Annotated in this window: 14 protein-coding genes and 1 pseudogene; 8 read left to right on the forward strand and 7 right to left on the reverse strand. The window is 71.9% G+C overall.

The window, feature by feature from the left end; genetic code table 11:
• Positions 1–26 precede the first annotated feature (26 nt).
• Positions 27–365 (forward strand): GNAT family N-acetyltransferase, encoded by a 339-nt coding sequence (locus AB1K56_RS16660; protein ID WP_371206571.1) that lies wholly within the window; start codon positions 27–29, stop codon positions 363–365.
• Positions 362–1,384 (forward strand): pirin family protein, encoded by a 1,023-nt coding sequence (locus tag AB1K56_RS16665; protein WP_371206573.1) that lies wholly within the window; start codon positions 362–364, stop codon positions 1,382–1,384. Before AB1K56_RS16660 ends, AB1K56_RS16665 begins: the two co-directional genes overlap by 4 nt.
• Here AB1K56_RS16665 and AB1K56_RS16670 read toward each other — a convergent pair.
• From AB1K56_RS16670 to AB1K56_RS16685, 4 genes are all read right to left on the reverse strand, one after another.
• Entirely contained in the window at positions 1,359–1,943 is a 585-nt protein-coding gene (locus tag AB1K56_RS16670; protein WP_371206574.1) for a hypothetical protein, read from the reverse strand. The genes AB1K56_RS16665 and AB1K56_RS16670 overlap by 26 nt on opposite strands.
• Positions 1,940–2,293 (reverse strand): hypothetical protein, encoded by a 354-nt coding sequence (locus tag AB1K56_RS16675; RefSeq protein ID WP_371206575.1) that lies wholly within the window; start codon positions 2,291–2,293, stop codon positions 1,940–1,942. Before AB1K56_RS16675 ends, AB1K56_RS16670 begins: the two co-directional genes overlap by 4 nt.
• Positions 2,290–4,080: a TIGR03767 family metallophosphoesterase gene (locus AB1K56_RS16680; protein WP_371206577.1), complete on the reverse strand. Its 1,791-nt coding sequence runs from the start codon at positions 4,078–4,080 to the stop codon at positions 2,290–2,292. The genes AB1K56_RS16675 and AB1K56_RS16680 overlap by 4 nt, the downstream gene beginning before the upstream one ends.
• Positions 4,081–4,302: 222 nt before the next feature.
• Complete coding sequence (locus AB1K56_RS16685; protein ID WP_371206578.1) at positions 4,303–5,439, reverse strand: M15 family metallopeptidase; 1,137 nt, start codon at positions 5,437–5,439, stop codon at positions 4,303–4,305.
• Between the two features lie 116 nt (positions 5,440–5,555).
• On the opposite strand from AB1K56_RS16685, the gene AB1K56_RS16690 reads away from it, so the two are divergent.
• Together AB1K56_RS16690 and AB1K56_RS16695 are read left to right on the forward strand one after the other, a co-directional pair.
• Complete coding sequence (locus AB1K56_RS16690) at positions 5,556–5,795, forward strand: hypothetical protein (RefSeq protein WP_371206579.1); 240 nt, start codon at positions 5,556–5,558, stop codon at positions 5,793–5,795.
• Positions 5,796–5,800: 5 nt separating this feature from the next.
• Positions 5,801–7,498 carry an AAA family ATPase gene (locus AB1K56_RS16695; RefSeq protein ID WP_371206580.1) on the forward strand — a complete coding sequence of 566 codons (1,698 nt, stop codon included), beginning with the start codon at positions 5,801–5,803 and terminating at the stop codon, positions 7,496–7,498.
• Positions 7,499–7,550: 52 nt separating this feature from the next.
• Here the strand turns inward: AB1K56_RS16695 and AB1K56_RS16700 are convergent, their stop codons facing one another.
• A complete protein-coding gene (locus tag AB1K56_RS16700; protein ID WP_371206581.1) occupies positions 7,551–8,243 on the reverse strand; it encodes a hypothetical protein in 693 nt (230 codons plus the stop codon).
• A 130-nt stretch (positions 8,244–8,373) separates the two neighbouring features.
• On the opposite strand from AB1K56_RS16700, the gene AB1K56_RS16705 reads away from it, so the two are divergent.
• Complete coding sequence (locus AB1K56_RS16705) at positions 8,374–9,477, forward strand: Rv2578c family radical SAM protein (RefSeq protein ID WP_371206582.1); 1,104 nt, start codon at positions 8,374–8,376, stop codon at positions 9,475–9,477.
• 120 nt (positions 9,478–9,597) lie between these two features.
• Here the strand turns inward: AB1K56_RS16705 and AB1K56_RS16710 are convergent, their stop codons facing one another.
• A complete protein-coding gene (locus AB1K56_RS16710) occupies positions 9,598–11,820 on the reverse strand; it encodes a DEAD/DEAH box helicase (protein ID WP_371206583.1) in 2,223 nt (740 codons plus the stop codon).
• A 482-nt stretch (positions 11,821–12,302) separates the two neighbouring features.
• Between AB1K56_RS16710 and AB1K56_RS16715 the strand changes: the two genes are divergently transcribed.
• The 3 genes and pseudogenes from AB1K56_RS16715 to AB1K56_RS16725 form a co-directional block, all read left to right on the forward strand.
• Positions 12,303–12,926, forward strand: coding sequence for an antibiotic biosynthesis monooxygenase (locus tag AB1K56_RS16715; protein WP_136586109.1), 624 nt, complete (start codon positions 12,303–12,305; stop codon positions 12,924–12,926).
• Complete coding sequence (locus tag AB1K56_RS16720) at positions 12,923–13,828, forward strand: aldose 1-epimerase family protein (protein ID WP_371206584.1); 906 nt, start codon at positions 12,923–12,925, stop codon at positions 13,826–13,828. The genes AB1K56_RS16715 and AB1K56_RS16720 overlap by 4 nt, the downstream gene beginning before the upstream one ends.
• Positions 13,829–14,141: 313 nt before the next feature.
• A pseudogene (locus AB1K56_RS16725) lies at positions 14,142–14,696 on the forward strand (DUF998 domain-containing protein); the annotation flags it as partial.
• 622 nt (positions 14,697–15,318) lie between these two features.
• Here the strand turns inward: AB1K56_RS16725 and AB1K56_RS16730 are convergent.
• Positions 15,319–18,495 (reverse strand): efflux RND transporter permease subunit, encoded by a 3,177-nt coding sequence (locus AB1K56_RS16730; RefSeq protein WP_371206585.1) that lies wholly within the window; start codon positions 18,493–18,495, stop codon positions 15,319–15,321.
• Positions 18,496–18,498 lie beyond the last annotated feature (3 nt).

An 18,498-nucleotide genomic window follows, 5' to 3' on the forward strand; every position in this document is an offset into this window, starting at 1 on the left:
GTGGACACCGACGACAGGAGACGCCGATGGCCGACGAACTGACCGTGACCCGCAACGACGAGGCACGCCGCTACGAGATCCACGTGGGCGACGAGCTCGGCGGTTTCCTCGAGTTCCGTCCCGCGGGCGAGGACCGCGTGGTGCTGCCGCACACCGAGATCGACCCGGCCTTCAAGGGCCGCGGCCTGGGGTCGACGCTGGCGAGCGAAGCCCTCGGCGATCTCGCCCGCCGCGGCGGCAGCGTCATCCCCTCCTGCCCCTTCGTGGCGCACTACCTCCGCGAGCACGACGTACCGGGTCTCGTCGTGGAGTGGCCCGACGAGGCCGACGCCGCCGACTCGGCGGGGTCCGGCGAACCGTCGTGACCCGCCTCGACGTCGCTCCGCCCGCGTCGGAGGGGCCGGTCGAGTGCGACGGGCCGCGCGCCCTCGTGGTCGAGGCGCGCGAGGTGCCCCTGGGCGGGGTGCGCGGCATGGAGGTGCACCGCACCCTCCCGCACCGCTCGCTGCCGATGGTCGGCGCGTGGTGCTTCCTCGACCGGTTCGGTCCGCAGAACACCCTGATGCGCGTCGAACCCCACCCGCACATCGGCCTGCAGACGGTGACGTGGCCGATCATCGGCGAGGTGCGTCACCGGGATGCCGTGGGCAGCGACGTCGTCGTGCGCCCGGGCGCCCTCAACCTCATGACCAGCGGCGCGGGCATCGCCCACTCGGAGTACTCGGTGGGCGAGGGCCCCATCCCTCTCGACGCGCTGCAGCTGTGGGTGGCCCTTCCCGAGTCGCGCCGGCACGGCGCCCCCGCCTTCGAACGGCATGAGGACCTTCCCGTGCTCGACCTCGGCGACGGCGCGGACGCGGTGGTGGTGATGGGAACGCTCGGCGCGGTCGCCTCGCCCGCCACCGTCCACACCCCGATCGTGGGGGCCGAGCTGCGCCTCCCGCCGGGCGTGAGCGTGCGGGTTCCCCTGCGCCCCGACTGGGAGTACGCCGTCTACGGGATGACCGGCAGCGCCGAGGCGGTCACCGGGGTGGATGCCGTCGACGCCGACGCCGTTCGCCGCCCGGGGCCTGTCCTCGAGGCCGGGGAGACGGCATCCGTCGATCACACCCGACTCGTGTACCTCGGCACCGGCCGCGACCACCTCGAGCTGCGCAGCACCGACGGAGCCCGCGTGTTCCTGCTCGGCGGCGAACCCTTCGAAGCCGACATCGTCATGTGGTGGAACTTCGTCGGCCGCACGCACGACGAGATCGTCGCGGCGCGCGAGGCATGGGAGGGCCACTCCGAGCGGTTCGGCGACGTCGTCGACCACGGCCCCGAGCGCATCCCCGCTCCCCCGCTTCCGGCGGTGCGGCTCACCGCGCGGCGACGGCGGGTCTGACCCGGCTCGGCCCACCCCGCGGGCGCATCGCGAGCCGGGCCCAGAGGCGCACGAGCAGCGCCATGAGGGCACCTCCCGCGATGCCGGTGGCCAGGGCCCCCAGCCACCCGGTGACGAGGAATCCGAGCAGCAGAGCGGCGACGCCGATCAGCGCGAGGACGACCACCGAGAGCACCGCCGCCAGCACCGCGCGGACCGGATGCCGAGCGAACGAGCCGAGGCCGACGGCCCCGCCGACCCCGGCGTTGCCCAGCGGGGACACGACGACCAGAGCGACGAGGATCGCCGGCACGAGCGTCGCCGCCGACAGCACCGCCAGGGCGGCGACGACGACCAGAGCGACCACGACCCCCGCGATCACGCGTCCGATCCGGGGCCGCCCGCCCGTGCCCGCGAGGACCACCAGTGCGACGGCCGCCGCGGCGAGCGCCACCGCCGAGGCCGCGAAGAGGGCGATGAACCCGACGGATGCCGCGACCGCCGCCTGCGGGACGACCAGCGCCGCCTGGATCACCGCGTGCCCCACGACCACCGCCGCGGTGAGCAGGGCCCGCCTCACGGTGCGTCCCCCGCCGCCGCGTCGATCACGGCGCTCACGCTGCCGGTGAAGACCACCGCGCCCGACACCGTGACGGTGAGGGCGTCGGGATCGGATGCCGGCGAGCTCGAGGCCACGGCATCCCCCTCTCCCGTGGTTCCCGCGCACGAGATCGCCCCGTCGTCGGCGCGGGTGCACGTGGGAACGGCCTCGAGCTCGACGCCGCGGTCGAGGAGGACGTCGATGGTCGCGAACCGCACCTCGGTGAGGTGGTTGCCGCCTACCGGCGCGATCGCGGCGACCTGCGAGCAGCCCGCGAGCACGAGCACCAGCACCGCCCCCAGCGAGGCCATCGTCGCGACCCGCCTCACAGCGCACGCTCCGTCTCGTAGGCGACGATCCGCGCGCGCTCGGCGACGTGCTGCGCCTCGAGCTGCGCGTCGGTGATGACCTCCAGGTCGAACGGCGCGGGCAGCAGCAGCTCGGTGTTGCGATCGAGGGGGGAGCCACGGCGCATGAGCGGCGTCTCGGCCCAGTCGTTGGCGGCGAGCTCACGACTGCGACTGGCGAGATCCGCGACGGAACCCGACGACCCCGGCACCGCCGGAGAGGCGTGGTCGAGCACCGTCGTGAACAGCGAGAGCGTGCCGTCGCGGTTGTCCACGAGCTCGACGACCTGCTGCTGCTGCGGGAAGTCGATGCACGACGCGGTGGTGATCTCCCAGAACCCGCCGGTGGCGCTCGTGTGCGCCAGGATCTGGTTGAGATGCGTGTGGCCGTTGAGCCACCCCACGACGACGGGGAACTCCAGCAGCATCGCCACGAACTCCTCGGCCCCGTACAGCTTCTCGTCGGCTCCCGGCCGCACCGCCCGGTTCTCGAGGGTCAGGCTGTTGTGGTGGCTGAAGATCAGGACCAGCCGCTGCTCGCGCTGGGCGATCTCGAGCTGCGCCCGCAACCAGCGCATCTGCGACTCCGGCACCGCCCCGTCGGGACCCGCGACCTGGTTGCACGTGTCGAGGCCGAAGGCGCGCACGCGCGGGCTCAGGTCGACCTGCCACCACGTCTCGCCCGACGCGAGGTTGTGGGCGGTGAAGCCGTGTCCGACGGGTCCGGGGGTGGTCTCGGTGCGGAAATGCTCCGCCATGAACTCGCGCCGCTCGAAGAGGTAACGATCGTCGTTCGCGGGCACCTCCCGCATTCCCGGGTTCCCGGATGCCAGGCCGAGGGCCGCGAGGGCCTGGGAGAACACGCTCGTGCTCGACGCCCACCCCTCCAGCGCCGTGCTCGCCGTGGCATCCAGGGTGTACGACTTCCGCCCGCCCACGGCGAGAGCGCGCAGCTGCGGGCTGATGTCGAACGTCCCGAGCAGGAGGGTGTCGTGGTTGCCGTACACGGCGTACCAGGGCGCGGGCAGGCCCACCGACTCGATCTTCTGCGCGATCGCCTGCGCGAGCAGGTCGGGCAGGCGCGGGAACCCGTAGTCGCCGAACGCGCCCCCGCGGGGATCGTTCGGCCGGTACGCCCAGGTCGCCTCGTTCCAGGCCTGCACGCCCTGCCAGGTGGGCCCGCCGGTGGCCGGGTCGACCGGGAGGCCGTCCATCAGGTCGATGTACCAGCGCAGCTCGAGGTGCGAGTGCATGTCGGCGCTGTCGCCGGTGACGATCGCGGCGCTCATCGGCGCTCCGGTGAGCGGGCTGTACCGGGCGTCGGAGAACGCCCGCACCATCGCCGCCGTCGCGTGCGGGCTGAGAGGGTCTTGCGGGTGGAAGGCACTGCCCCACGCGGAGTGATCCTGCACGATCATCGGTTCGATGCGGCCCGGCGACTGCGCCTCGATCACGTGCAGGTCGGACAGGTGCCCCAGGTACAGCAGCGACCGCCGCGAGGCCGTGCGGGCGGCGGACGGCGCGCGCCGCAGGACGTCGGTGCGGGGGAGGTACGGCTCACCCGCCCCCGTGGCGAGCGCGCGATAGCGTCCCGAGACCACGGAGCCCTGCCGGATGGTCTGCTGGAGGGTGGTCGGGATGCCGGCCGCCGTCGCGGCGGGTGCCTGTGCGCGAGCCGAGGCGGCGACGAGCGCGTCGAGGCCGATCCCCGTCGCGGCGGCGGCAGTGGCGGCGACGTGGAGGAACTGGCGGCGGGACAGACCGGTCACGTGATCATCCGTTCGGGCGGAGGAAGAACACGAATGTAGCGCCTCGGCGCACGGTGCGTCGAGCAGGGTGGGGCGTGGCATCGCGCGGGAGGGCGTGAAGCGGCGCGGGCGGGTCGAGGCGCGCGGGAGGGCGGACGCGGTGGCGGTCGCCTGCGCGGGGCGTCGAGCGGCGCGAGGCGTCGAAGCGCGGGAGGGGCCTGAGACGCCCGGGGCCTCGGTCGCTCAGTAGGTCGGCGCCGCCGGGAGGCCGAAGAATTCCTCGAGGGTGGTGTACCCGCCGTCGTGATAGGCCTGCGCGAGCTCCGGCCCGATGTAGCGCAGGTGCCACGCCTCGGGCTCGTAGCCGCTGTAGTCCTCGCGCCCCTCGGCGTAGCGGGTGATGAAGCCGAACTCCCACGCGTGCTCGCGCACCCAGGCGCCCTGGGGCGATGCGGCGACGTCGTCGAGTGTTCCGCACGAGCCGTTGCACGGAACGATGTCGACGGCCTTGCCGGTCTGATGCTCGCTGTACCCCGGCCGTGCGCTCTCGCGGTCGGCTTCCGCGACGCCGCCCACGGCGACGCGGCCGGCGTAGGTGGACTTCTGCGTGGAGTAAGAGCGGAAGGCGCTGAGGTACCCGATCTCGCCCGCCCCCGCGTCGGCCGCGGCACGCACCATCTCACTCAGCGCCTCGGCGGGAGCCGCCCGCAGCGCCGACTGCTCGAGGGCGCGCACGTTCGAGGGCATGACGAGGTCGCCCGGGGCGTAGTCGATCGGGTCGAGCGGGCGCTGCTTGTTGACCACGAGCCACTCGCGGTCCGGGTCGCTCAGCGACACGCACGGGGCGATCCCGGATGCCACCGCGGAACGGAACGCCGCCCCACCGCCCGCTGCCGCGATCGCGGCGGTGTCGTCGCCCTGCCCGAGCGCGGCGGTGAAGGCCGGGTCGTCGCAGGGCGTCGCGGTCGCCGCGACGGCGGAGACCTGCGGCACGGGCAGCCCCTCGTCCGGAACGGCCGGCGGACCCGCGACGGCGGCGCTCACGGTGTCGTCGACGGATGCCGATGCGGTCGCGTCGTGCGCGGAACCCGCTGCCGCGCCGATCGCGACGACGACGCCGACGATCACCGCGACGCCCGCTCCCATCACGACGGCGAGGCGACGTCGGCGGTCGGCGGGAAGGGCGGCGAGGGTCTGCGCGAGCCCGCGGCGCGCCGTGCTCGGGCGTCGAGGATTCCCGACCCGCGCGGCGCCCGCGCCCTCGCGCAGCTGACGGCGCGTCGGAGCGGGAGGGGGGATCTGCGCGAGGGCCTCCGTCGCGAGTCGCTCGGCTTCCGCGCGGGCCGCGCGGCGGGGGGAAAGCTCGGGATCGGGGGACATGAGTGCTCCCATTGTCTCCCGGGGGCGGCCCGCGGTCGACCCGTCGGCCGGCGACGGTTGCCCCGGTACCCTCCGGACGGGCACTCTGGAGCCACCGTGAGCCGACCGGGGGGACCATGCTCGACGACGACGACCGCGCACTCGCCCACGCCATGAGCCGCTATCTCGAGACCGTGAACCGCGTGGTCGCCGCCGACCGGGCCGGGGAGCGCACGCGGCTCGGCGAGGAGGTGAGCGCCCATCTCGGAGTGGATGTGACGACCCTCCCCGTGACCACCGAAACGCTCTCGGCGCACCGCTACGTCGATGCCGACATCGCCCTCGACGAACTCACCGAGCGCGGCGGCGGGCGCTGATCGGCGTGACCGGGGGCGAGCAGCGCCTGCACGTGTCGGCATCCGAGCTCCTTTCCGGTCCGTATTCGCACTTCGCTCCCGGGCCCGTGTCGTACGATTCCCGCGACGTGAGCGCGACCGCGCAGCGTCGCGTCGTGTCGTTCGGCGTGCGCCTGCTCCGGTTCGACGGACACCCGCTCGCGATCGTGCAGCGCTCCGCCAACCCGCGGTCGATGCCGGCGCAGCCCCAGCTCGAGGTGATCGGTGCCGATCCGGATGCCACGGCGGCGGCGCTCGCCGAGATCCGGCGGCTCATGATCGAGCGCAGCGTGCTGCGGGGTCAGGTGCTGTCGTTCGTCCCGACCGAGTACGGGCACGAGGCCGGGGCGACCTTCCTGCCCCGCCCCGATGTGTCGGCCGACGACATCGTTCTCAGCGAGGGCGTGCTGCAACGCATCGTCGACCACGTCGTGGGCATCGGCGACCACCGCGAGGCCCTGCGTGCGGCCGGACAGCACCTCAAGCGCGGCGTCCTGCTGTACGGCCCTCCCGGCACCGGCAAGACGCTCACGGTGCGTCACCTTCTCGCCCGCACCCCCGGGACGACCGCCGTGGTGCTGACCGGGTCCAGCATCCGCTTCGTCACCGCGGCCGCCGAGATCGCGCGCACCTTCGCCCCCGCCCTCGTCGTGCTCGAAGACATCGACCTGGTGGCGGCGGACCGCGGCTTCTCGCCCGAGCCCGTGCTGTTCGACGTGCTCGACGCCCTCGACGGGTTGGAACCGGATGCCGACATCGCCTTCGTCATGACGACGAATCACGTGCAGATCCTCGAGGAGGCTCTCGCCGCCCGGCCGGGGCGCGTCGACCTCGGCGTCGAGATCCCCCTTCCCGACGACGCCGACCGGCGCCGTCTGTTCCGCAGGTACGCCCAGGGACTGCCCCTGTCGGCGGACGCGCTCGAGGCCGCGGCCGACCGCGCCCGGGGCACGACGGGGTCGTTCGCGAAGGAACTGCTGCGCGGCACGGTGCTGCGCGCGGCGGTCCGGGGCGACGAGGCGCCGACCGACGACGACCTCGCGGCGACCCTCGACGAGCTGCTCGCCTCGGGGGCCGCGCTGACGCGCGTGCTCCTGGGGACGCGGTCCGAGACGGCGCCGTCGGCGCACACGGCGACCCTGGTGGGCCACGCGCCGTTCGTTCCGCACCCGGGCGGCCCCCATCTGCAGGTGTCGCCGTTCGGAGACCTCGGCTATCACGACGAGACCGACGGACGCTGGGTCGCTTTCGACACCGTCGGTCAGGATGCCGACGAGCCCGTCGTCGACACGACCGAGCCGACACACGAGCTGAGCTTCCCGATGCCCGTCTGGCACGCCGTCTACGCGACGCTCGACAACACCGGCTCCGTCGAACGCGTCGGCGGCGACCCGGTCGTCGCGGCCCGCACGGAGCGCCTGATGGGTGCGGGCAGCGCCGCGACCGCGCGGCATCCCGGCCCCCTCGCCCCCACCGGATGGCCCCTCGACGATGCCGAGCTGGTCGTGCCGCTTGCGGACGGCGACGAGGAGTTCCTGGTGGAGATCCTCGCGGCATCGCAGCGCGTGACGCGCGGCATCCTGGCCGATCCCGATCTCCCCGACCACGCTCGCCGAGAGCAGGAGGACTCCCTGACGCACGGTGCGAAGGCGTTGCGCTTCGTCGCGGCCCGGCTGCTCGACTGAGGCGGCTGGGGTACGGCTCCTCTCTCTCGCGGCGGTCGGCGGCGAGACGGCGTCACGCGATGTCGCTCAACCCGACCTCGGCGGCCGCGAAGATCGCGACCACGATGCTCAACAGACCCGCGACGAGCAGGAGCGACGGGTGGGCGAGGCCGACGACGACGCGCCGGGTGCGCGGCAGATCCGCGAAGAACTGATCCGGGATGCGATGCCGCTCGGGCACGCCCGCCCATCCACGCAACCGCGCGATGTAGCCGACGCAGCGGAAGACGAGAACGGCCCACAGCATCGCCACGATGAAGGGGACGACCGCGCCGAAGATCTCGAAGGCCTCCACCCACGCCTTCTCGGGATCGGCTCCGGTGTCTTCCGCGAGCTGGACGGCGACCGCGGCGCCGAGGACGACGGATCCGATCCACAGGATCAGCGCCCCCAGGACCGCGAAGAACCGCGCGAAGAAGTGGCCGAGGATCGACTCCTCGAAGTCGAGATGCGTCCGCGGGGTCTGCGCGAGCACGAGCAGCGTCGCGCCGAGAGACGGAAGGGCGCCGACGAGCGAGACCACGACGCCGGCCGACTCGTTCTCGATCCAGATCTCGCAGACCACGAGCAGCACCACCGCGACCGCGAGCCAGATCCATCCGGAGAGAGTGGGATGCCGCACCACGATTGCCGGATGCCGCGACTCGAGCGGCCGCGCGGATCGGTGCACGAGGGCGTGACCCCGGACCTGCCGGCCGTCGACCATGCGCCACCCCCTGTCACGCCGCTCGGCGAGCGGACTTGGCTGTCACAGTAGCGCGTCGCCGTTCGTCCATGGAGACGCATGTGAACAACACCGCCTTGCGTTCCGATAGAACATGTGTTCGACTGTCGAGATGAGGTGGCAGGGTCAACAGCTGGGCGTCGACGACACGGCGGCGCTGCCCGGCATGGAGCGCATGGACGGTCTCGTCCGCTCCGTCACCACCCCGGAGTTCGCCGGCATGACCTTCCACGAGGTGCTGTGCAAGAGCGCGCTCAATCGCGTTCCGGGCGCGTCGGCGATGCCCTTCGACTGGACCGTCAACCCGTACCGGGGATGCAGCCACGCCTGCGCGTACTGCTTCGCGCGCAAGACGCACGAGTACCTCGACCTCGATTACGGCGCTGATTTCGATTCGCAGATCGTCGTGAAGGTCAACGTCGCCGACGTGCTGCGGACAGAACTGCGTCGCGGATCCTGGGCACGCGAACCGGTCATGCTCGGCACGAACACCGACCCCTACCAGCGGGCGGAGGGACGCTACCGCCTCATGCCCGAGATCGTGGGCGCCCTCACCGACAACGGCACCCCCTTCTCGATCCTGACCAAGGGCACATTGCTGCGCCGGGATCTCCCCCTGCTCACCGCGGCCGCCGAGCAGGTCACGGTCTCGTTGGCGATGTCGATCGCCGTCTTCGACGATGCTCTCCAACGCGCGATCGAGCCGGGGACCCCGAGCGCCGAGGCCCGCCTCGAGACGGTCCGCGCGGCGACAGCAGCCGGATTCCGGGTGACGGTTTTTCTGATGCCGATCCTCCCCCACCTCACCGACTCGATACCGGTGCTCGACGACGCGCTGGCACGCCTGCGCGCGGCGGGAGCCGCTCGAGTCGTCTACGGCGCGCTGCACCTCCGACCGGGCGCGAAGCAGTGGTTCTTCGACTGGCTCGAGCGCGAGCAGCCGCACCTCGTCTCGTCGTATCGCGGGTTGTATCCCGGCGTCTCGGTCACCGCGCCGAAGGCCTACCGCTCGTGGCTCGGCAAGCGCCTGCGCCCCCTGCTCCGCCTGCACGGGCTCGACGGGTGGGACGAAGACGACCACCCTCGCGGCCGTCCCCAACCGGGACTCGCCGCCCGCACCCCGACCACGAGCAGCCTCGGTCCAGTCCGCAGCACCGCCGGCATGGCATCCGCGCGCCCCCGCGTCGCTCCGGCGAGCGAACCGAGGTTGTTCTGAACGGCGTGAGGCGGGCCCTCCGATGGCGCAGACGAGAGGGACGCGAGGCCGTCGGACGGACGGGGGAACACGAGAGACCCCCGCCGCGCGAACGCGAACGGGGGCCTCTCGGAGGAACGCTTACGACGTGACGTCGGCCAGCTGACGGCCCGAGATCTCCTCGAGCACGTCGTCGCCGAGCTGGGTCTCCTCGAAGGGCGCCTCGATCTCGGCGCGGTCGAGCAGTTCGGTCATCCGGCGGCGACGCTGACGCGTGATGAGCGTCACCACCGTGCCGCTGCGACCGGCGCGGCCCGTGCGGCCCGAGCGGTGCAGGTACGTCTTGTACTCGTCGGGGGCGTCGGCCTGGATGACCAGGTCGATGTCGTCGACGTGGATGCCGCGGGCGGCGACGTCGGTGGCCACGAGCACGTTGACGCGACCCGAGGTGAGCTTCTCGAGGTTGCGCGTGCGCTTCTGCTGGTTGAGATCGCCGTGCAGGGCGACCGCGGCGATCCCGGCGTCGTCGAACTGCTCCGCGAGCATCTCGGCGTACGCGCGGGTGCGGGCGAACACGAGCGTCTTGCCCTCGCGGTCGACGAGCGAGTCGAGGATCTGCGCCTTGTCACGGTGCTCGATCACGAGCACGCGGTGCTCGATCGTGCTCGAGTCCTGATCCTCTCCGGCGACCTCGTAGACGGCCGGCTCGACGAGGAACTCGTCGACCAGGGCCGCGACCTCGCGGTCGAGGGTGGCGGAGAAGAGCAGCTTCTGGCTGCCCTTCGCGGTGGCGCGCAGGATGCGCTGCACGGGCTCGAGGAAGCCCAGCTCGCACATGTGGTCGGCCTCGTCGAGCACGGCGACCTGCACGTCGGACAGGTCGAGCTTGCCCTGGTTGAGAAGGTCCTCGATGCGGCCGGGGGTTCCGATGACGATGTCGACGCCCTTCTTGAGCGCGCCCACCTGACGCGCCTGCGGCACGCCGCCGTAGACCTGCGTCGTGAACAGTCCCACGCTGCGCGCGAGAACCTGCACGGTGCGGTCGATCTGCAGAGCGAGCTCGCGCGTCGGCGCCATGATGAGGGCCTTCGGGGCGCGCCCGAACTCGCGGCGCTTGCCGGCCTGCGAACGCAGGATGCTCTCGACCAGCGGGGCGCCGAAGGCGATGGTCTTGCCCGAGCCGGTACGACCGCGGGCCAGCACGTCGCGGCCCTCGAGGATCGGAACGACGGTGGCGGCCTGAATGGGGAAGGGCTTCTCGGCCCCGAGCCCGGCGAGGGCGCGGACGATGTTGTCGCCCAGCCCCAGATCGGCGAACCCGGCGCCGGTCACCGTCGCGGCATCCACCGCTTCGGCCTGCAGACGCTCGTGCACCACGTCAACGCGCTGCTCGTGCTCGGCGGAGCGCTTCGGCGACGCGTTCCAGTCGCTGCGGCTCGGTCCGTCGGCGCGGCGCGGGCGGTCGTCGAACGACCGCGCGGGGCGGTCGGCACGGTCGAAGGAGCGAGCCGGGCGGTCGTTGCGGTCGAACGAACGGGCGGGACGGTCGCCCGCGTCACGGCGGGGACGCTCGTCACGGTCGAACGAGCGCGCGGGGCGGTCGGTGCGGTCGAAGGAGCGAGCCGGGCGGTCGGTGCGGTCGAACGAACGGGCGGGACGGTCGCCCGCGTCACGGCGGGGACGCTCGTCACGGTCGAAGGAGCGAGCGGGGCGGTCCTCGAACGACCGACGCGGACGCTCATCGCGATCGAACGAACGCGCGGGACGGTCGGTGCGGTCGAACGAACGAGCCGGACGCTCATCACGATCGAACGAACGGGCGGGACGGTCCGCACGGTCGAACGAACGCGTGGGACGGTCGCCCGCGTCACGGCGCGGACGCTCGTCACGATCGAACGAACGGGCGGGACGGTCGGTGCGGTCGAACGAACGCGCGGGACGGTCGTTGCGGTCGAAAGAACGAGCCGGGCGGTCGTTGCGGTCGAACGAACGAGCCGGACGGTCGCCCGCGTCACGACGCGGACGCTCATCACGATCGAACGAACGAGCCGGACGGTCCTCGAACGACCGACGCGGACGCTCGTCACGATCGAACGAACGAGCCGGACGGTCGTCGCGAGCGGAGCTGCGGATGTCGCGAGCCTGGTCGCGGCCGGCGCGGTCCGACGCGTTCCAGCGACGCTTGTCGGGCGCAGCCTCGGCCTCGGGACGGTAGCCGCGGTGGTTCGGGCTCTTGCTGCCGGGCTTGGCGGGACCCTCCGCACCGGGACGGCGCTTGCGGTCCTGGAACGAGGTCTTGGCGCCGTAGCGCGGCTCGAAGTTCTTGGCGGCGCGGCCGCCGGCGGGCTTCTTGTTCTTGGGCATGGGGAACTTCCTGGGTTCTGTTCGCGCGAAACAGCATCACCGCTCGTGGCGGTGGGATACCCGGACTGTCGTCGGCCGGGGGCCATTCACTGATGGGTCGAGGCCGCGATCGCGTCCTGTCCATCGGCCCCTTGGACTCACAAACCCATCCGCGCATCACACGCGGTGTCCAGAGCCGACCGCCCCACGTTACAGGTCGCGCCTGGGAATGGCATCCATGCCCCTCACCCCGCACCCCTCGTCCCACTTATGGCCAGCGCCAGCCGCCCCCACCCCCCACAAGTGGGACACGCACCACCAGAACTGGGACACACCCCAGCACCCCGCACCCCTCGTCCCACTTATGGCCAGCGCCAGCCGCCCCCACCCCCCACAAGTGGGACACGCACCACCAGAACTGGGACACACCCCAGCACCCCGCACCCCTCGTCCCACCCGCCGCCCGTGCCGCGGCGGCGAGACGGGTGACCGAAAATGGACGCATGGCAGACACCGACGCCCACCCCATCACGGTGGCGATCGAGCGGCGCATCGACCCGACGCGCACCGCCGAAGCGACCTCCTGGATGCAGGCCGGCACCGACCTCGCGACCGCCTTCCCGGGCTTCCTCGGCTCGGGGTGGGTGCGCGCGGGCGAAGAGAGCGACCTCTGGTACATGCTGTACCGCTTCCGCGACATCGCCACCCTCGAGCAGTGGGAGACCTCTTCGCAACGGCAGTGGTGGCTCGACTCGGGGCGTCCGTTCGCCCGCGAGGAGCGCAGCGAGCGACGCACGGGCATCGAGGGGTGGTTCGACGCCGCGTTCGGCTCGGTCCTCGCCCCGACGGATGCCACGACCTCGCCCGTGCAGCAACCGGTGCCTCCCGCTCCTCCCCGCTGGAAACAGGCCGTGACCATCTGGGTGGGGTTCTTCCCCACCAACCTGCTGGCGTCGTGGCTCCTGGGCTTCGTCCCGGGGTTCGCCGAGATCCCCCTGCCGTTGCGGGTGCTGGCCACGACCCTGCTGCTCACCCCCGTCATGACCTACCTGGTTCTGCCGTGGGTCACCCGCCTGCTCCACCCCTGGTTGCAGCGACCGCCCCGTCCACGAAAGGCCTCGTCATGACCGCTGATCCCACCGGCCACCGCTTCGTCCTGCGCAGCGCGAACGTCTCCGCCGAGATCGCCCAGGTGGGTGCGGCGCTGCGCGCGCTCACCGTCGACGGGGTCGACCTCGTGCCCCGCTACCCCGACGACGTGCCGACGCCCGCGGCATCCGGGGTCGTGCTGGTGCCGTGGCCGAATCGCATCCGCGACGGCAGGTACCGCTTCGACGGCGCCGACCTGCAGCTGGCGATCAGCGAGCCGAAGTTCGGCAACGCGAGCCACGGCCTGTTGCGCTTCGCCGCGTATCAGCCGATCGAGCAGACCGAGGAGCGGCTCGTGCTCGGCGCCGACGTGGTCCCCCAGACCGGCTACCCCTTCCACCTGCGTACGCGCGTGACCTTCACCCTGCAGGCCGACGGACTGCACGTGGCCCACGACGTCGAGAACGTGGGCGCGAGCCTGGCGCCCGTCGCGCTCGGCGTGCACCCGTACCTGCAGATCGGGGGCGTCGACACCGCCGATCTGGTCGTGCACTCGTCGGGGACCACCACGCTGGTGCTCGACGATCGCAACATCCCCGTCGACGAGGTTCCCGTCGGCGCCGGCACCGACCTGCGCGACGGCCTGCGCCTCGGCGACGCCGCTCTCGACAACGGCTACCGGGGGATGGAGAGGGATGCCGAGGGGCGGGCCCGACACACGCTGACGGCGCCCGGCGGGGCCCGTGTCGAACTGTGGCAGGACGAGGGATTCCGCTGGGCGCAGGTCTTCACGACCGACCGCTATCCGGGGCATCCCCTCGCCGTCGCGATCGAGCCGATGACGGCGCCCGCGAACGCTTTCGCGACGGGCGACGACCTCGAGCGCCTGGAATGCGGCGGCATTCTGCATCGGGAATGGGGCGTGCGCTTCACGGCATAAGCGAACTTTGTCCCCCATTTGGGGGACAAGAAATACGCCTTATGACCTGGGAAAAGACGGGACAAGCCCTTTCCCATTTCGGAGGCGCGAACGATACCATTCGGGTTGACGGTTTCCGTCGCGACCGGGGGCAGCAAAGGGTCAAGGTTCCCCCCGGTTTTTACCCGAATGAGCCGACGGGGGCCGAGGGTCCCGCGATGTGGGGGGATCCTCGTTCCGTCACGAGGAAAGATCCCCCATCATGAGCAGCGCGCTCCGCTCCGCCGTCCCCTTCTCCCTGTCGACGTCGCACCTGTCCGGCCTCACCCGCCGGATGCGCACCCTCCCGTCGCTCCACGTCGGCGCCGCCGCCCTGATCGTGCTGGTCAGCGGCCTGCTGCTGTCCATCGCGACGACCAGCGATCCGCTGTGGTGGCAGCTGCACTTCAGCCAGCTGGGGATCTTCGGCGACCTCTCGAGCGCGTTCTTCAACACGACCCTGAAGGTCAGCGGTCTCATCGTCGTCGTGTTCGCGTTCTGCGTCCGCCGCGACGTGCGCCGTGTCGGTCGCGGCCCCGTGCGCCGCGGCGCGGCGACCGTGGCATTCCTCTGCCTGAATGTCGTCGGCGTCAATCTCGCCCTGGTCGGATGCATTCCGCTGAACACCGACAAAGACCTTCACGACCGTGTCGCGGGTTCGATGGTGCTCGGATTCCTCGCCCTGTTGATCAGCGCGCCCATCATGTTCAACCGCCTGGGCAAGCGCATGGCCGTCAGCACCGCGGTCGCGACGGTCTGGCTCCTCATCTCGATCACCCTCTTCGTCACGGCCACCATCAATCTCGCCCTCTTCGAGACCATTTCGTGCACGGCGATGTTCGCCTGGTCGGGAATGTTCACCCACGTTCTGGCCGCGCGCGCTGCGGGCGCCGCCGCCCCCGCGCGCACCGAGGGTGAGCGCACCACCGCGCACCTCGTGCGTCGCCGCGCGGGTCGCAGCGTCTTCGCCGCGTCGTTCGCCGCCCCGTCGTTCGCCGCCCCGTCGCTCGCTGCCCCGTCGTTCGCCGCCGCAGCGAGCCACCCCTCGGCGCTGCCCCTCATCGCGGTCGTGTCGCACCGCCGCTCCCCCCTCGCCACGGGTCCCGGCCGCGCGACGGGCGCGCGCATCGACGTGCTGTCCGCCTTCACCGGCACGGCGACCGCCTTCCCGGTCGGGTGGCCGCGGCGTGCGACACCACTCTCCGCCACGGCGGCCGGTCGGCGCGCAGCCCGCGTCGCCGCGATGACGGCAGCGACCGGAACGGCATCCTCCCCCGCTCACTCCGGCTGTGCGGACGCCGCCGCACGGAGCGGGGCCGCGCAGGCGACCCCGGTACTCTCCCATGCGGCAGGCCCCACGGCGAACGCTCACGCGACGGCCACGACGCATGGCGCGTGCGGCGATGCACACACTCCCGGCGCGCGCCGCACCACCCCGCGGCCCGCGATCCTCGCGGCCGACCCGCGTCGGGTCAGTGCTTCTCGCGCAGCTCGCGGCGGCTCAGCGGGTGCCCGTCGTCCGCGACCGGCGCAGCGCCCGTCGGCTCGGACCCGCCCGCGTCCCGCGCGGCACGCCGGGCCCGGCGCCGTTCGCTCGCTCCTTCGATGAGGTTGTAGAGCGTCGGCAGCACGAGCAGCGTCAGGAACGTCGACGACACGAGACCGCCGATCACGACGACGGCGAGCGGCTGCGAGATGAATCCGCCGTGGCCCGTGATGCCGAGAGCCATCGGCACCAACGCGAAGATCGCGGCGAGCGCCGTCATGAGGATCGGCCGTAGACGTCGCGCCCCGCCCACGATCGTCGCGTCGTGCACGCTGAGACCGCGGGCGCGGTACTGGTTGACGAGGTCGATCAGCACGATGGCGTTCGTGACGACGATGCCGACGAGCATGAGCGCGCCGATCATGCCGGCGACGCCGAGCGGCACTCCCGTCACCAGCAGTAGCAGGATCGCCCCGGTCGCCGCGAACGGCACCGACACGAGCAGCTCCAGCGGCTGACGCAGCGACTTGAAGGTCGCGACCATGACGACGTAGACGATGAGGATGGCCGCGAGCAGCGCGAGGCCGAGCTGGCCGAAGGCGTCCTGCTGATCGGTGACCGCGCCGCCGACCTTCGCGGTGGCCCCCTCGGGCAGCTGCACGTCGGCGAGGGCCGCGTTCACGCTCGCCGACGAGCTGCCGAGGTCGTCGGTCGTCGGGGTCACCGTGATCGAGGCCGTGCGCAGTCCGCGGGCGGTGGAGATCGACGGGGGCGTCTGGCTCTGCTCGACCGACGCGATCTCGTCGAGTCGCACGGTGCCGCGCGCGCTCGGGATCTCGAGGGCGCGCAGGTCGTCGATCGTCTGCGGCGGGTTCGCGGTGGCGAGGTACACCGTGACCCCGCGGCCGTCGAGCTCGACCGTGCCCGCCTGGCGCGGCTGCTGGGCGCCCGACACGAGGGCGCCGACCGCCTGCTCCGACAGGCCGCGCTCGGCGGCCGCGTCGCGATCCACCCGCACCGAGACGAACGGCAGCGAGGCCGAGAGGCTGCTGGTGACCTGGCCGATCCCCTCGCGTCCGTTCAGGCCCGCGACGACGGCATCGTTCGCCTGCTGCAGTGTGTTCGCGTCGGGGGCGGTCACGTCGACCGTGATGTCGGTGGATCCGAAGCCGCTCCCCTGCGCCGACACCTCGATCTCGCCGGCATCCGTCAGCTTCTCGAGCTCTGTGCGCACGCGCTCGCGCAGCTCGACCTGGTCGGTGCCCGACTGCGAGGTGATCGAGTAGGTGATGCCCGAGCCGCCACCCGAGAAGGCGTCGCGCAGCGCGGAGCCGCTCGAGCCGATCGAGGTCTGCACGGTCTGCACGCCCTCGGTGTCGAGCAGGACGGCCTCGACCTTCTGGGCGGCCGCGTCCTCGGCATCCAGGCTCGGCGCATCGCCGATCTTCTGGGTGACGGTGAACGTGTTCTGCCCCGAGTCGCCGAGGAAGTCGGTCTTCAGCAGCGGCACGGCCGCGAGCGTCCCGCCCAGCACCAGCACGGCGACGCCGAGGGTGACCCACGAGTGCTTCAGCGTCCAGCTCAGCACGGGCACGTAGGCCTTCTGCAGACGGGTCGGCGGGGCGTCGGGTGCTTCGGGGTCGATCGCGTTGCCCTCGGCGTCGCGCACGACGGTGCCCGGCTTGAGGAACCACGACGCCAGCACCGGCACGATCGTCAGCGAGACCAGCAGCGAGGCCGCCATCGCGATCGTGACGGTGAGCGAGAAGGGGCGGAACAGCTCCCCGGTGACGTCGCCGACGAAGGCGATGGGCAGGAACACGGCGACGGAGGTGATCGTGGATGCCGTGATCGCGGCCGCGACCTCGCGAACGGCCCGGATGATGGTGGGGATCTTCTCGGCATCACCGACGTAGTGCCGCTTGATGTTCTCGATGACGACGATCGAGTCGTCGACGACGCGGCCGATCGCGATCGTGAGCGCGCCGAGGGTGAGGATGTTCAGCGAATAGCCGAAGGCCTGCAGCCCGACGAAGGTGATGAGCACGCTCGTGGGGATCGAGATGGCGGTGACGAGGGTCGAGCGCACCGACATCAGGAAGATCAGGATGACGACGACCGCGAACACCAGTCCGAGCAGGCCCTCCTGGGCGAGGGCCTCGATCGACTGCGTGACGAACGGCGCCTGGTCGAACACCACGGTGAAGGTCGCGCCCTGGCCGAGCTGCGACTCGAGGCCCGGGAGGGCGGCGAGAACGCCGCGCGAGACATCGACGGTGTTGGCCGCGGGCAGCTTGGTGACCGAGATGGTGAGCGCCGGCTGGCCGTCGACGCGCGACAGCGTGGTCACGGGGTCGGTCTGCAGCTCGACCGAGGCGACGTCGCCGATGGTCGTCTGCCCGGCCTGGAACTGCGCGGCATCCGTCGGCACGAGCGGTAGCGCGGCGATCTCGTCGACGCTGGTGAGCTTCGTGCCGGTCTGCACGGTGAGGGTCTGATCGCCCTCGGTCAGCGAGCCGCCGGGGAAGAGCACGCCGTTGGCGTCGAGCGCGTCGGTGATCGCCTGCTGACCGAACCCGCGCTCGCCGAGCTTCGTCGTGTCGGGGGTGATGGTGACGCGCTGGCCCGTTCCGCCGACGATCTGGGCCCCGTTGACGCCCTCGACGTCTTCGAGATCGGGGATGACGCTGGTCTGCAGGATCGACTGCGTTGCCTGCGCGTCGGTGAAGCCGGTGACCGCGAGCTGGATGACGGGGAAGTCGTCGATGCTGGCGGAGGCGACCGTGGTGTCGGCGGATTCGGGGAGTCGGTCGTTGATGCGCGCGATCGCGGCGAGGATCTTCTGCTGCGCCGCGGCGAGGTCGGTGCCGTAGGTGAACGACGCCGACACGATCGAGGAGTTCGTCGTGCTGGTCGCGGTCGTGGATTCGAGCCCGTCGACACCGCGGATCGCGTTCTCGATGGGGGTCGAGACGTCGGCTTCGACCACCTCGGGCGAAGCGCCCGGGTAGGTCGTGACGATCGCGAGCTGGGGGAACTCGATCGAGGGGATGAGCTCCTGCTTGAGGCTCGTCAGCGCCAGACCGCCGAAGATCGCCGCGACGATCGTGACGAGGGCGATGAGGGCGCGGTTCTTCAGGCTCAGGACGGCCAGGTACGACACGAA

Origin of the sequence: Microbacterium sp. BWR-S6Y (assembly GCF_041379845.1) — a bacterium.
Classification (GTDB): Bacteria; Actinomycetota; Actinomycetes; order Actinomycetales; family Microbacteriaceae; genus Microbacterium; species Microbacterium hydrothermale.